The organism is Azospirillum isscasi, from assembly GCF_030849505.1.
GTDB lineage: Bacteria > Pseudomonadota > Alphaproteobacteria > Azospirillales > Azospirillaceae > Azospirillum > Azospirillum isscasi.
Genome location: NZ_JAUJFI010000020.1, coordinates 21,007 through 34,188, shown reverse-complemented (window position 1 = coordinate 34,188; position 13,182 = coordinate 21,007). Strand labels below are relative to the sequence as shown.

At 70.4% G+C, this 13,182-nt stretch carries 11 protein-coding genes; 4 read left to right on the top strand and 7 right to left on the bottom strand.

Annotated elements, in window-relative coordinates; genetic code table 11:
- Positions 1–100: 100 nt before the first annotated feature.
- The 4 genes from QSG27_RS06550 (at position 101) to QSG27_RS06535 (ending at position 5,846) form a co-directional block, all read left to right on the top strand.
- Positions 101–2,503, top strand: a complete 2,403-nt coding sequence (locus tag QSG27_RS06550; protein WP_306704397.1) for a methyl-accepting chemotaxis protein — start codon at positions 101–103, stop codon at positions 2,501–2,503.
- Between the two features lie 146 nt (positions 2,504–2,649).
- Positions 2,650–3,885 (top strand): O-antigen ligase family protein, encoded by a 1,236-nt coding sequence (locus QSG27_RS06545; protein WP_306704395.1) that lies wholly within the window; start codon positions 2,650–2,652, stop codon positions 3,883–3,885.
- Complete coding sequence (locus QSG27_RS06540) at positions 3,882–4,823, top strand: glycosyltransferase family 9 protein (RefSeq protein ID WP_306704393.1); 942 nt, start codon at positions 3,882–3,884, stop codon at positions 4,821–4,823. The genes QSG27_RS06545 and QSG27_RS06540 overlap by 4 nt, the downstream gene beginning before the upstream one ends.
- A gap of 60 nt (positions 4,824–4,883) precedes the next feature.
- Positions 4,884–5,846, top strand: coding sequence for a lysylphosphatidylglycerol synthase transmembrane domain-containing protein (locus QSG27_RS06535; protein WP_306704391.1), 963 nt, complete (start codon positions 4,884–4,886; stop codon positions 5,844–5,846).
- Here QSG27_RS06535 and queG read toward each other — a convergent pair.
- From queG to QSG27_RS06500, 7 genes are all read right to left on the bottom strand, one after another.
- Positions 5,818–6,879 carry a tRNA epoxyqueuosine(34) reductase QueG gene (gene queG, locus QSG27_RS06530; protein ID WP_306704390.1) on the bottom strand — a complete coding sequence of 354 codons (1,062 nt, stop codon included), beginning with the start codon at positions 6,877–6,879 and terminating at the stop codon, positions 5,818–5,820. The two genes, QSG27_RS06535 and queG, sit on opposite strands and share 29 nt — an antisense overlap.
- A 70-nt stretch (positions 6,880–6,949) precedes the next feature.
- Positions 6,950–7,414, bottom strand: a complete 465-nt coding sequence (gene queF, locus QSG27_RS06525; protein ID WP_306704389.1) for a preQ(1) synthase — start codon at positions 7,412–7,414, stop codon at positions 6,950–6,952.
- A complete protein-coding gene (gene tgt, locus QSG27_RS06520) occupies positions 7,407–8,609 on the bottom strand; it encodes a tRNA guanosine(34) transglycosylase Tgt (RefSeq protein WP_306704388.1) in 1,203 nt (400 codons plus the stop codon). The genes queF and tgt overlap by 8 nt, the downstream gene beginning before the upstream one ends.
- Positions 8,609–9,628: a tRNA preQ1(34) S-adenosylmethionine ribosyltransferase-isomerase QueA gene (gene queA, locus QSG27_RS06515; protein ID WP_306704387.1), complete on the bottom strand. Its 1,020-nt coding sequence runs from the start codon at positions 9,626–9,628 to the stop codon at positions 8,609–8,611. Before queA ends, tgt begins: the two co-directional genes overlap by 1 nt.
- A gap of 57 nt (positions 9,629–9,685) precedes the next feature.
- Complete coding sequence (locus QSG27_RS06510; RefSeq protein ID WP_306704385.1) at positions 9,686–11,032, bottom strand: ABC1 kinase family protein; 1,347 nt, start codon at positions 11,030–11,032, stop codon at positions 9,686–9,688.
- A 72-nt stretch (positions 11,033–11,104) separates the two neighbouring features.
- Positions 11,105–12,529 (bottom strand): FAD-binding oxidoreductase, encoded by a 1,425-nt coding sequence (locus QSG27_RS06505; RefSeq protein ID WP_306704383.1) that lies wholly within the window; start codon positions 12,527–12,529, stop codon positions 11,105–11,107.
- Positions 12,530–12,721: 192 nt separating this feature from the next.
- Entirely contained in the window at positions 12,722–13,123 is a 402-nt protein-coding gene (locus QSG27_RS06500) for a bacteriohemerythrin (RefSeq protein ID WP_306704381.1), read from the bottom strand.
- Between the last annotated feature and the right edge of the window lie 59 nt (positions 13,124–13,182).

Here is a 13,182-nt window from a genome sequence, read left to right as displayed (position 1 = left end):
CGTCAAACCAGAAATTAACCCTTTCTGTTGTATCCCTTAGAGACGAAAGCATGACGACGGCCAGCGCATAAGGCCGGATGAGGCGGGGGAGCCCGATTTCATGACGATAGGAACGCGGATTGCGCTCGGTTTTGCAGCGGTCCTTCTGATGACGGTTGCGGTGGCGTTCGTTGGTTGGAACAGCCTGCGCACCTACGCCGGACGTGTCGATCTGGCGGCCCACACCGCCGAACTGGACGCCCGGCTGAAAACCGTGCGGATCGAGGAAGCCCGCTTCGTCACCGAGCGCGACTCCAAGGCCGCCGACAATGTACCCGGCATGCTCGACCGCCTGCGCGAGGAAGCGCAGGGCACCCGGTCCGCGCTGGAGGACGCCGGCAGCATCCGGCTGGTGGACGAAATCCTGGCGGGCATCGCCGGCTACCGCGGCGCCTTCGCCAACTTCGTCGCCCAGGACAAGGAGGCCCGCGCCCGCACGCAGAGCATGGAGACCCGTGCCCAGGCCCTGCGGGAGATCGCGGAGAGGATCGGCAGGCAGCAGTCCGACCGCTATGACCAGAACATGGTCAGCCTGAAGGACGCGGAGCACGCCGTGCGGCAGAGCCGCGACACCTCCGACCGCGCCGACCGGCTGATCGAGATGGTGCTGGAGGCGCGGCGCCTTCAGGCGGACTTCGTGCACACCCGCAACTCCACCACGGTGCAGGCCGGCGGCGAGGCCATCGCGGCCCTGCTGGCGAACGCGGAGACCATCCAGAAGGATCTGGTCGGCACCAACGACGAGGAACTGGCCCAGCGGATCGTCACCGCCGTCAACGCCTACCGCACCGCCTTCGAGCAGGTCCGCTCGGACGGCGCGGCGGACCCGGGCGGCGCGCGCATCCAGGCGCTGGACCGCAACGCCCGCCAGATCCAGAACCTTGCCCACGAGATGCAGGAGAACCAGTCGATGGTCTCCAGCGCGCTCCAGGAGGCCGCGAACTTCGCCCAGAGCGAGGTGAACGAGGCCGTCATGCTGCGCAGCATCGCCATGCGCCTGATCCAGGGCGCGCAGTCCGCCATGCTGGGGCAGCGCGACTTCATCCTGGTCGGCGGGGAGGGGGCCCGCACGACGGTGGCCTCGGCGGTGGCGCAGACCCTGTCGCTCGCCAAGCAGGCCAGCGCCGTGCTGGTCGATGCGGAAGGCCGGGCGCTGATCGCCGCCATCACCGAAGCCGCCCAGGACTTCGATAAGGAGTTCGCCGCCCTGGTCGCGGCCAGCGACAACCAGCGCGCCGCCTCGAAGTCCATGGCCAAGGCCGCGGGCGACGTCAGCGAGCAGGTCGCCCGCCTCGTCTCCATCCAGCGCGACGACCGCGAGAACGGGCGCAGCGGGGCGGAGCTGATCATCATCATCGGTGCCGCCATCGCGCTGGCCCTGGGCATGATCATGGCCTGGATCATCGACCGCGCCATCACCCACCCGATGCACTCTATGACCAAGGCCATGGGCCGGCTGGCCGAAGGCGACCTGACGGTGGACATCCCCGGCAGCGACCGCAAGGACGAACTGCGCGCCATGGCCGACGCGCTGAGCGTCTTCAAGGACAACGCCCTGGAGATGCAGCGCATGGAGGGCGAGCGGGAGGAGATGCGCCGGCAGATCGACGCCGACCGCCGCCGCACCATGAACGAGTTCGCCAACGGCTTCGAACAGGCGGTGTCCGGCGTCGTCCTGTCGCTGACCGAATCCGCGGGCAATCTGGGCCGCGACGCGCAGGAGATGTCGTCCGACGCCGCCCTGACCACCGCCAAGTCCAGCGCCGTCGCCGCGGCGTCGGAGCAGGCGTCCAGCAACGTGCAGACCGTCGCGGCGGCGGCGGAGGAGCTGTCCTCCTCGATCGCCGAGATTTCCCGCCAGCTCAACAGCAGCTCGCAGGTGGCGGTGGGGGCGGCGGCCAAGGCGACCGAGACCAACGGCATCGTCGAAGGGCTGGCCGAGGCGGCGCAGCGCATCGGGCAGGTGGTGGACCTGATCGGCGAGATCGCCGAGCAGACCAACCTGCTGGCCCTGAACGCGACCATCGAAGCCGCCCGCGCCGGGGAAGCCGGCAAGGGCTTCGCCGTGGTGGCGACGGAGGTGAAGAACCTCGCCGGCCAGACCGCCAAGGCGACCGAGGAGATTTCTACCCAGGTGGCGCAGATGCAGGCGGCGACGGGCGGGGCGGTGGGCGCCATCCGCACCATCTCCGATGCGGTCGGCACCATCAGCAGCACGGTCACCGAGATCGCCCGCGCCATGGAGCAGCAGGGTCTCGCCACCCGCGAGATCGCCCAGAACGTCAATCAGGCCGCCGAGGGCACGCAGGAGGTGATGCACCACATCGCCGAGGTGACGCACGCCGCCAGCAAGACCGGGGGCGCCGCCGACGCCGTGCTGAGCGCCAGCCGGACGCTGGCCCGGCAGGCCGAGCATCTGCGGTCGGAGGTGCAGGGCTTCCTGAACAAGGTGCGGACCGCCTGAGCGGCCTTCCGGGGGCCGCTTTCCGGGGCTTTCAATCCTGTCGGGGTTCCGCGGGCCGGGGGGCCGAAAAATCCCCCGGCCCGTCCCCGTTGCTTTCGCACGGGGCATCTGTTAAGCCGCGCCGTGCCTCACGGACGCGAGATTCCATGGCTTTCCCCTTGTCACAGCGCGACTCCTCACGGGGGGTTCCCGACGCGATTCTGGCGGGTCTGGCCGGCGCGGCGGCGGCGGCGCTCGGCCCGCTCGCGGCCATGGCGCCGCGCGGGCTGCCGGTCTGGGCCATCCTGATCGCGCTGATCGCTCTGGCCGGTCTGGCCCGCCGCGGCGCCCTGGGGCGGCTGCAACGGGCGATGCCCGGCACGGCGGTGGTCCTGGCCTTCCTGGTGCTGGCCTCCCTGTCCATCCTGTGGAGCCCGTCGCCGCGCGCCGGCCTGACGGTGGTGGAGATCGGCTACATCGGCCTCGGCGCGCTGGCCGGCGGGGCGTGGCTGTCCTCCCTGCCGGGGGTGGAGGCGCGTCGGCTGACCGGGCTGTTCCTTCTCGGCGTGTTCGCGGGGGTTCTGCTGTTCGCGGTGGAAGCCGCACTGGATTTCCCGCTGCACCGCTGGTGGAACCATGTGCCCGCCGACGTCGGGATCGCCGAAACCAACGTGCCCAAGCGGACCGCGGTGCTGCTCTGCCTGCTGGTCTGGCCGGCGGCGATGGCGCTCGACCGGGCGGGGCGGCGCGGGGCGGCGGTGACGCTGCCGCTGATCTTCGCCGGGGCCTGCCTGCTGCTGACCAGCCGGTCGGCCATGCTGGGGATTGCCGCGGGCGGAGTGGCCTTCGCGCTGGCCGTCTGGTCGCCGCGGCTGGTCCGCGGCGTGCTGGCGGCGGTTCTGGGGGTGGCCTTCACCTTTGTGCTGCCGCTGGTGCTGCTGTTCGACCGTGTGCTGAATCTGGACGGGGCCGATTGGCTGTTCCGGTCCGCCCGGCACCGGGTGGAGATCTGGGGCATGGCCGCCGACCGCGCGCTTGAGACGCCTATCCTCGGGCAGGGCATCGACGCCTCCCGCGCTCTGGAGCCGGAGGGGGCGGTGTCGCGCTTTGGCACTCTGACCGACAGCCTTCTGCCGCTGCACCCCCACAACGCCTTCCTGCAGATCTGGCTGGAGCTTGGCGCCTTGGGCGCCGCGCTGGCTCTGGCCGCGGCGCTGCTTCTGCTGTTCGGCACGGGGCGGATGGAGCGGCGGCTGCAACCCTTCGCGCTTGCCCTCTTCGCCGCCGCGCTGGCGATGGCGAGCACGGCCTACGGCATCTGGCAGGCGTGGTGGATGGGCGGCATGCTGGCCGCCGGGCTGATGCTCCGGCTGGCCGCCCGCACCCCGGCGGGGGGCGAATGACGGCGGGACGCACCGAACGCCGCCGTGTCCTGGTCGTCAAGCTGGGGGCCTTCGGCGACTTTTTCCTGGCCCAGACCGCCTTTTCGGCCATCCGGCGGCACCACGGCGGCGACCATCTGGCGCTGCTGACCCTGCCGTCCCTGGCCCTGCTCGCCCGCCTCAGCGGCCTGTTCGACGAGGTGCTGGAAGACCCGCGGGAGCGCTCCCCGGGGGCGTATCTGCGCATCCGCCGGCTGCTGCGCGCCGGGCGTTTCGACCGGGTCTACGACCTCCAGGCACAGCGGCGCACCGACCGCTACTGGTGGCTTTTCGCCCCCGGCCCCTGGCCGGAATGGTCGGGAACGGCCTGGGGCGCCTCGCACCGCGACCGCTATCCGGGCCGCCGCAAGGTGCCGGTGATCGAACGCTACACCCGGCAATTGGCGCCCTTCGGCATCGTGCCGGACGCGGTGCCGGATCTGTCCTGGCTGGACGCCGACACCGGCGGCTTCGGCATCGCGGCGCCCTACGCGCTGCTGATCCCCGGCTCCTCCCCCGGACGGCCCGACAAGCGCTGGCCGGTGGAGCGTTATGGCGAACTGGCGCGGGCTCTGGCGGCGCGCGGGATCACGCCGGTGGTGCTGGGCACGGCCATCGAGACGGACCTCGCCAAGGCCATTTCCGCCGCTTGTCCGCAGGCGGTGGACCTGACCAGCCAAACCAGCGTGCCGGAAATCGCCGGGCTGGCCCGCCGGGCCTGGGCGGCGGTCGGCAACGACACCGGCCCGACCCATCTGGTGTCGGCCGTCGGCTGCCCGACGCTGGGGGTCTTCTGCGACGCCTCCGTCCCCATCCACGCCAACGGGCCGCGCATGGTGATCCATCACCGCCCCGCCTTCGCGGACATGGATGTGGCGGGCGTGCTGGCGGCGATGGACGCTCTTCCGCCGAACCGGTAAAGTGCCGGGCGCCATTTCACAGGAGCTTTGCAGGTTTTGAGCCGTCCGGACGCCAGCGCCATGCCCATCGATGCGCCGACCCTGCCCGCTGGTAAACCGGGCGGACGTCTGATGCTGCTCGCGAAGCTGGCGGTCACGCTGGTGGTTCTGGGCGTGCTGGGGGCCAAGGCGGACTGGACGGCGTTGCTGGCGCGCGTCGCCGGGGCCGACCCCCTCTGGCTGGCCGCCGGCTTCACGGCGAAGCTGCTCGCCGTGGTCTGCGCCGGGGAGCGCTGGCGCGACGCCCTGCGCGCCGCCGGCGAACGGGTCCCGCACGGGCTGGCGATGCGGTTGATGTTCATCGGCCTGTTCTTCGGGCAGGTTCTGCCGGGGGCGCTGGGCGGCGACATGGTGCGCGGCTGGCTGACCTACCGGGGCGGAGCGTCGTCCGCCGCCGTCCTGCTGGCCCTGGTGCTGGACCGGCTGCTGGCGCTGATCGGCTGCGTGGCGCTCCTGTTCCTCGGCCTGCCGCATCTGGTCGCCACCGCGCCGCCCGCCGTCGCCTGGGCCGGGCCGGGGGCCGTGGCGCTGCTCGCCCTCGGCATGGTGATGGGACTCCAGGCGGACCGCATTCCGTTGCCGGGCTTCTTGCGGCGCCCGCCGGTCCGCGCGGTGCAGGCGCAGGTGGCCCGTCTGCGCGGGGCGCTGCTCAGCCGGGCGGCGCTGGCCGGTCTGCTGCACAGCGCGGCGGTGCATTTTTGTACGGTCTTCGCGGTGATCGCCTACGCCCAGGCGCTGGATATTCCCGTGCGGGTCCTGGACGCGCTGGCCGTCGTGCCGATGACGATCTTCGCGGCGGCGCTGCCCATCTCGCTGAACGGCTGGGGCGTGCGCGAGGGGGCCTTCGTCGCCGGCTTCGCGCTCTACGGGCTGGGGGCGACGGACGCGCTGGCCCTGTCGCTGATGATCGGCCTGTCGGTCACCCTGTCGTCGCTGCCCGGCGGTCTGCTCTGGTTCAGCCTGAAGAACTCGAAGGGGCACTGAGCCGCGCCAGCGCCCAGCCCGCCGCGTCGCGCACCACCTCGCTCGGGTCGTTCAGCAGGCGTTCGGCCACCGCCGCGTGGCGGGCGTCGCCGCTGTTGCCCAGCGCCACCAGAACGTTGCGCACGAAGCGGTCGCGCCCGATCCGCTTGATGGGCGAACCGCTGAAGACCTGCCGGAAGCCCGCATCGTCCAACTGCGCCAGATCGGCCAGCCGCGGCGCCGTCAGCTCCGCCCGCGGCAGGAAGGCCGCCTCGCGGGAGCGCTTTGCGAACTTGTTCCAGGGGCAGACGGCCAGACAGTCGTCGCAGCCGTAGATGCGGTTGCCCATCAGCGGGCGCAGATCCTCCGGGATCGGCCCCTTGTGCTCGATGGTCAGGTAGGAGATGCAGCGCCGCGCGTCCAACTGGTTGGGGGCGGGAAAGGCGGCGGTTGGGCAGGCGTCCAGGCAGCGCCGGCACTGGCCGCAGCGGTCCACCCCCGGCGGGTCCGGCGGAAGCTCCAGCGTCGTGTAGACCTCCCCCAGGAACAGCCAGGAGCCGTGTGTGCGGGACACGAGGTTGGTGTGCTTGCCCTGCCAGCCCAGCCCGGCCTTCCCGGCCAGCGGTTTCTCCATCACCGGGGCGGTGTCGATGAAGACCTTCAGCTCCGCCTTGAAGCGGTGGGCGATCCACTGGCCCAACGTCTTCAGACGGCCCTTGACGAGGTCGTGGTAGTCGCGGTTCCTCGCATAGACCGACACGATGCCGCGGTCGGGATGGGCCAGCAGGGCGCGCGGGTCCTCCGCCGGGGCGTAGCTGGTGCCGAGCGCGATGACAGTCCGCGCCTCCGGCCACAAGGCTTGGGGATGGGCGCGCTGGTCGGCCCGGTCGGCCATCCAGCCCATGTCGCCGTGCCGGCCCTGGCGCAGGAACTCGGCCAGCCGCGCCTTGGCCTCCCCGCTCAGCTCCGCCCGCGCGAAGCCCACCGCGTCGAAGCCGAGCGACAGGGCGCGGTCACGGATGGCTTCACGGATGGAGGTGGCCGGGTCGGACATGGTGGTGCGTTGAACCGCCTAACCCTCTCCCCAGGGGGGAGAGGGGATTTTCAAAGGTTCTGTTCCCGCATCAACCGCGGCCACGGTAGGGCTGGACCTCCTGCGGCGGAATCCACACGCCCTTCGGCGGTTCGCCGGTGGCGTAGAACACGTCGATGGGGATGCCGCCGCGCGGGTACCAGTAACCGCCGATGCGCAGCCACACCGGCTTCAGTTCCTCCACCAGACGCTTGCCGATGCCGACGGTGCAGGCCTCGTGGAAGGCGCCGTGGTTGCGGAAGCTGGTCAGGAACAGCTTCAGCGACTTGGATTCGACCAGCCAGTCGCCCGGCACATAGTCGATGACCAGATGCGCGAAGTCCGGCTGGCCGGTGATCGGGCAGAGCGAGGTGAATTCCGGCGCGGTGAAGCGCACGACATAGCTCTCGCCGGGGTTCGGGTTCGGCACGCGCTCCAGCATCGCCTCTTCCGGCGTCTTCGGCTGGACGGTGGCGCCGCCGAGCTGCGTCAGGCCGGCGTAAATATTCTCAGACATCCGCGGATTCCTTCTTCGCGGGCTTCGCCGGCTTGGCCGGCTTCGCCTTCAGGGAGGCCAGCGGGTCTTCGGTGGCCGGGACGTCGCCTTCGTTCAGGCGGGCCTCCAGCGCGCTCGCGACCTCCTCGAACCGGCCGTCCTCGATGGCCTGCCGAAGCTCGGCCATCAGGTCCTGGTAGTAATGCAGGTTGTGCCAGGTCAGCAGCATCGGCCCCAGCATCTCGCCCGCCTTGAACAGGTGATGCAGATAGGCCCGGCTGTGGTTCCGGCAAGCGGGGCAACCGCACTCCTCGTCGAGCGGACGCTCGTCATGGGCGTGGCGGGCGTTGCGGATGTTGATGGTGCCGCGCCGCACGAAAGCCTGTCCGGTGCGGCCCGAGCGGGTGGGCATCACGCAGTCGAACATGTCCACGCCGCGCCGCACCGCCCCGATCAGGTCGCTGGGGCGACCCACGCCCATCAGGTAACGCGGGCGGTCCTTGACCATCAGCGGCTCGGTGAAGTCGAGCACGGTGAACATCGTCTCCTGGCCCTCGCCGACCGCCAGCCCGCCGATGGCGTAGCCGTCGAAGCCGATGTCGGACAGCGCCGCCACGCTCTCCGCCCGCAGGTCCTGATAGACGCCGCCCTGCACGATGCCGAACAGGCCGTAGCCGGGCCGCTCCACGAAGGCGTCCTTGCTGCGCTTCGCCCAGCGCATCGACAGGCGCATGGACGAAGCCGCCTGGGCCTCCGTCGCCGGGAAGGGGGTGCACTCGTCCAGGCACATGGTGATGTTGCTGTCCAGCAGATGCTGGATCTGGATGGAGCGCTCCGGCGTCAGGTGGTGCTTGCTGCCGTCGAGGTGGGATTTGAAGGTCACCCCTTCCTCGGTCATGGTGCGCAGGTCCGACAGGGACATCACCTGGAAGCCGCCGCTGTCCGTCAGGATCGGCTTGTCCCAGTTCATGAAGCGGTGCAGGCCGCCCAACTGCCCGACCCGCTCCGCCGTGGGGCGCAGCATCAGGTGGTAGGTGTTGCCCAGCAGGATTTCCGCGCCGGTGGATTTCACCGCGTCGGTGGTCATCGCCTTGACGGTGGCGGCGGTGCCGACGGGCATGAAGGCCGGCGTGTTGATGACGCCGTGCGCGGTGGAAACCCGCCCGCGCCGGGCGCGCCCGTCGGTCTTCAGAAGCTCGAACCCGATCCCGGTCATCACACCCTCCGGAGCAGCGACGCGTCGCCGTAGCTGAAGAAACGGTAGTCCTGGGCGATGGCGTGCGCGTAGGCCGCCTTCATCCGCTCCATGCCCGCAAAGGCGCAGACCAGCATGAACAGGGTGGAGCGGGGCAGGTGGAAGTTGGTCACCAGAAGGTCCACGATCTTGAAGCGGTAGCCGGGGGTGATGAAGATGTCGGTGTCGCCGCTGAAGGGGCGGATGCTGCGGTCGTCCAGCCCCGCCGTCTCCAGGATGCGCAGCGCCGTGGTGCCGACCGACACGATCCGCCCGCCCGCGGCGCGGGTGGCGTTGATGGCTTCCGCCGTCTCCGCGGAGATCTCGCCCCATTCGCTGTGCATGCGGTGGTCGGCGATATCGTCCACCTTCACCGGCAGGAAGGTGCCGGCCCCGACATGCAGCGTCACCGGAACGCGGCGGACGCCGCGGGCGTCGAGCGCGGCCAGAAGCTCCGGCGTGAAATGCAGCCCGGCGGTGGGGGCGGCCACGGCACCCTCGCGCGCGGCGAAGACGGTCTGGTAGTCCGCCGCGTCCTGCTCGTCCGCCGCGCGCCGGATGTAGGGTGGCAGGGGCATCCGGCCATGGCGGTGCAGCGCCTCCATCAGCGCCGCTCCGCCCTGGGAGAAGCGCAGGCGGACCTCCATCCCGTCCTTGGCGACGACTTCGGCATTGAGGTCCTCGGCGATGGCGATCACGTCGCCGGGCTTCAGCCGCTTGCCGGGGCGGGCGAAGGTCGCCCATTCCCGTTCGCCCTCGCGCTTGTGGAGCGTGATCTCCACCCGCACCTCGCCGCGCCGGCCATCCAGCCGGGCGGGGATCACGCGGGTGTCGTTGACGACCATCAGGTCGCCCGGCTCCAGCAGGGCGGGAAGGTCGCGCACGCTGCGGTCATGCAGACGCTCCGCCACGTCCAGCAGACGGGCGGCGTCGCGCGGCTTGGCCGGATGCTCGGCGATGCGGTCCGGCGGAAGGTCGAAGTCGAAATCGGCGGTCTTCATGGGAGCCGCTCGTATAGACCAAAGCGGTGGGACGGGGGAAGCATTACGAGTCGGCGATCATTCGGGCAGGGGGAGGCCCTGGGCAGTCAGGGCGGCGGTCTGGCGGGCGTGCAGGGCGTCCACGTCGAAGCCGCGGATCATCTCGTGGAACAGTTGGTACCAGTTCACCTCGGCCTGGAGATGCAGGAAGACGGAGCCCAGACCGATGGCCGCGCGGTCCATGAAGACGAACTCCCGCGGCACCTCGACCCCGCCGACGCGGCGCAGCTCGGCATGGACCTTGGCGGCGGTCTCGCGCCCGTAATGGCCGGCGTTGGTCTCCTCGATGCGGCGGCTGCGGTCGTCCATGATCGGGGCGTAGACGAAGCGCGCCCAGATGTTCAGCACGTCCACCAGCTCCTTGGACGGGTTGCCGAAGCCCCAGGTGCGGTACGCCTCCACCGCCTTGTCCTGATCGCCGGTCTGAAGCGCGTCGTAGAGGTCGATCACGCCTTTCACGAAGCGGGCCGGGAAGACGCGGATGCAGCCGAAATCCAGCAGGTTGATGGAGCGGTCGGGCCGCACCGTGTAGTTCCCCAGATGCGGGTCGCCGTGGATGACGCCGTATCCGTAGAAGGGCACGTACCAGGCCCGGAACATGTTCATCGCCAGCGCGTCGCGGGCGTCCGGATGGTCCTTCACGAAGTCGAGGATCTTGCGGCCCTCCACCCATTCCAGCGTCAGCAGGCGCCGGGTGGACAGGTCCGGCACCACCGCCGGGACATGGACGCCGGGCGTGTCGGCCAGCATGGCGCGGTAGAGGCGGGCGTGCTTGGCCTCGCGCTCGTAATCCAGCTCCTCGCGCAGGCGGGCGCCGATCTCCGCCTGGATCTGCCGGGTGGAGATGGCGCTGTCGGTGCGTTCGAAGATGGCGAAGATCAGGCCGAGCTGGCGCAGGTCCGCCTCGACGGCGGAGGCCATGTCCGGGTACTGGAGCTTGCAGGCGAGATCCCGCCCGTCCGGCCCCACGGCGCGATGCACCTGCCCCAGCGAGGCCGCGGCGGCGGCGGTTTGCTCGAAATGGCGGAAGCGCTTGTGCCAGTTGGGGCCAAGCTCGCTGGCCATGCGGCGCTTGACGAAGGGCCAGCCCATGGACGGCGCGTCGGCCTGAAGCTGCGACAGCTCCTGCACATACTCCCGCGGCAGCGCGTCGGGGATGGTGGACAGAAGCTGCGCCACCTTCATCAGCGGCCCCTTCAGCCCGCCCAGCGCGGCGCGCAGTTCGGCGGCGTGGCGATCCCGCTCCAGGGGGATGCCCAGCACCCGTTCTCCGGCGAAACGGGCCGCAAGGCCCCCCACGGCGGTCCCGACCCGCGCATACCGCGCGATCCGGCCGCCCAGCCTGTTCTCATCCGTGTTCGGCATGCCGAATAGGTGGGTGCGGCGGGGCCGAAAGGCGAGTCCCAGGCTGGACGAAACCGGAACGCACCGGCGCTTTCACGCGCCCGGCGCAATGTTCTGGTTCACGCAGAACATGTTGCCGGGGTCGTACGTCGCCTTCAGCGCCCGCAGGCGTTCGTAGTTCGGGCCGTAAGCGGCCTGGACGCGCTGCTCGTCGTCGGTGACGAAGTTCACATAGACGCCGCCCGTGGCGTAGGCGGCGGCGCGGTCGGACACGCCGCGCGCCCAGCCGATGCAGGCGGCGTCCTCCGGCGGGGTGTTCCAGCGCGCGTGCACGTTCATCACGAACACGGCGTCGCGGTGCGGATAGGCGGTGGCGTCCGCCGGAACGCGGTTGGCCGCGGCACCAAGCAGGCCGATGAAGATCTCGCACTGGTCGGAGGGCAGCCTCCCGGCCTCCTCGACCAGCAGGTCGATCAGCCCGTCCTCAAGCCCGGTGAAGTTCTGCGATTTCCAATAGTTCCGCGCGCCCGGCACCAGAAGCGGGTCGAAGGCCGCCTGCCACGCCGCGTAGGGCATGAGGCCGACATGCTCCCCGACGGGCGTGCCCAGCGACAGCACCGGCTCCAGCGCCTTGCGGGCCGCCGCTTCGTCGTCTCCGGCGTAAATGACGGGCATGACCACCACCTCCTTGCCATGCACGTCCGGCGGCAGGAAGGGCAGGGGCGGGGCCTTGCGCAGCACGGCCCAGGCGGTGGCCTCGTCCGGCAGGGCCGCGGTGGCGTCGCGGTAACGGCGCATCAGCCCGCCCGCCCCCTCGAAGGGATGGACGACCAGCCCGGCAAACACCATCGGCCCCACGGGGTGCAGGCGGAAGGTGAAGGAGGTGACGATGCCGAAATTGCCGCCGCCGCCGCGGATGGCCCAGAACAGGTCGGGGTTCTCGTCGGCGCCTGCCCGCAGGAACTGGCCGTCGGCGGTGACCACGTCGGCGGACAGCAGGTTGTCCACCGTCAGCCCGTACTTGCGGGTCAGCCAGCCGAAGCCGCCGCCCAGCGTCAGCCCGGCGATGCCGGTGGTGGAGTTGATGCCGACCGGCACGGCCAGCCCGAAAGCCTGCGTCTCCCGGTCCAGGTCGCCCAGCGTGGCGCCAGGGGCGACCCGCGCGGTCCGGCTGGCCGGATCGACATGGACGAAGCGCATCGCGCCGAGGTCGATCAGCAGCCCGCCGTCGCACAGGGAATTGCCCGCGATGTTGTGGCCGCCGCCGCGCACGGAGACCAGCAGCCCGTTCTCCCGCGCGAAGCGCACCGCCTGCATGACGTCGGCGGCCCCGGCGCAGCGGGCGATCAGGCCGGGCCGGCGGTCGATCATGGCGTTCCAGATCGTCCGCGCGTCGTCGTAGCCCGCCGTCTGCGGGGTGAGCAGCGGGCCGCGCAGACGGGCGGCAAGATCGTTGACGGCCCTTTCGGAAAGGGTCGCGTCCCGCCGGTCGGCGGTGCGAAGCGTGACATCGCCCATCAAGCACCTCCCACGTCAAAGCAGCAATTTTCGCGAATATCCGGAGCGGATTGGCGCAACAAGGGTAAAGTTACACCCATGTTCATGCCATTCGGGAAAGGGCTCCTTCCGGTGTTCTTCCGGACGGAGTCACCCCTCAATTCGGTGTCTGCGTGGCTTTGGCGCCGGGAGGCGGCGGATTCGGGCGGCGGATCAGCCGCCCTGGCTGCGGATCCAGGCGGCGGTGGCGCTGTCCATGGTGTTCTTGTGGTTGATGAACCACTCCGGCACGACTTCGGTCAGGTAGCCGCGGACCAGCGCCAGATTGCCGGCGGCCATGCGCTTGGCGATGCCTTCCAGCTCCAGCCGGACGCGGTTGTGCTCATGGACGTGGATGGGCGTCGGCGGGAAGCCGTACTGGTGCATCAGCCCCTCCTCACGGTCCAGATGGTCGCGGAGGTGCTGGGCGAAGGCGTTGAAATGGGCGGGCAGGTCGGCGTCCGACGCCTTGGCGGCCTCGGCCAGAAGCTCGACCGTTTCCTTGTGGTCGGCGTCGATGACGGCGTTGCCGACTTCCAGGGAGGAGTCCCAGGCGGGGATGGAGAGGGTGGGCATGGTGGTCTCCGAAGGGATCGTTGGAGGCCACCATACCCATCCTGAGATTATGGGTTCTT

What these genes read in the sequence shown, in the direction of transcription:
- QSG27_RS06550 (WP_306704397.1), top strand. Translation starts at nt 101, where the DNA reads ATGACGATAGGAACGCGGATTGCGCTCGGTTTTGCAGCGGTCCTTCTG.
- QSG27_RS06545 (WP_306704395.1), top strand. Translation starts at nt 2,650, where the DNA reads ATGGCTTTCCCCTTGTCACAGCGCGACTCCTCACGGGGGGTTCCCGAC.
- QSG27_RS06540 (WP_306704393.1), top strand. Translation starts at nt 3,882, where the DNA reads ATGACGGCGGGACGCACCGAACGCCGCCGTGTCCTGGTCGTCAAGCTG.
- QSG27_RS06535 (WP_306704391.1), top strand. Translation starts at nt 4,884, where the DNA reads ATGCCCATCGATGCGCCGACCCTGCCCGCTGGTAAACCGGGCGGACGT.
- queG (WP_306704390.1), bottom strand. Translation starts at nt 6,879, where the DNA reads ATGTCCGACCCGGCCACCTCCATCCGTGAAGCCATCCGTGACCGCGCC.
- queF (WP_306704389.1), bottom strand. Translation starts at nt 7,414, where the DNA reads ATGTCTGAGAATATTTACGCCGGCCTGACGCAGCTCGGCGGCGCCACC.
- tgt (WP_306704388.1), bottom strand. Translation starts at nt 8,609, where the DNA reads ATGACCGGGATCGGGTTCGAGCTTCTGAAGACCGACGGGCGCGCCCGG.
- queA (WP_306704387.1), bottom strand. Translation starts at nt 9,628, where the DNA reads ATGAAGACCGCCGATTTCGACTTCGACCTTCCGCCGGACCGCATCGCC.
- QSG27_RS06510 (WP_306704385.1), bottom strand. Translation starts at nt 11,032, where the DNA reads ATGCCGAACACGGATGAGAACAGGCTGGGCGGCCGGATCGCGCGGTAT.
- QSG27_RS06505 (WP_306704383.1), bottom strand. Translation starts at nt 12,529, where the DNA reads ATGGGCGATGTCACGCTTCGCACCGCCGACCGGCGGGACGCGACCCTT.
- QSG27_RS06500 (WP_306704381.1), bottom strand. Translation starts at nt 13,123, where the DNA reads ATGCCCACCCTCTCCATCCCCGCCTGGGACTCCTCCCTGGAAGTCGGC.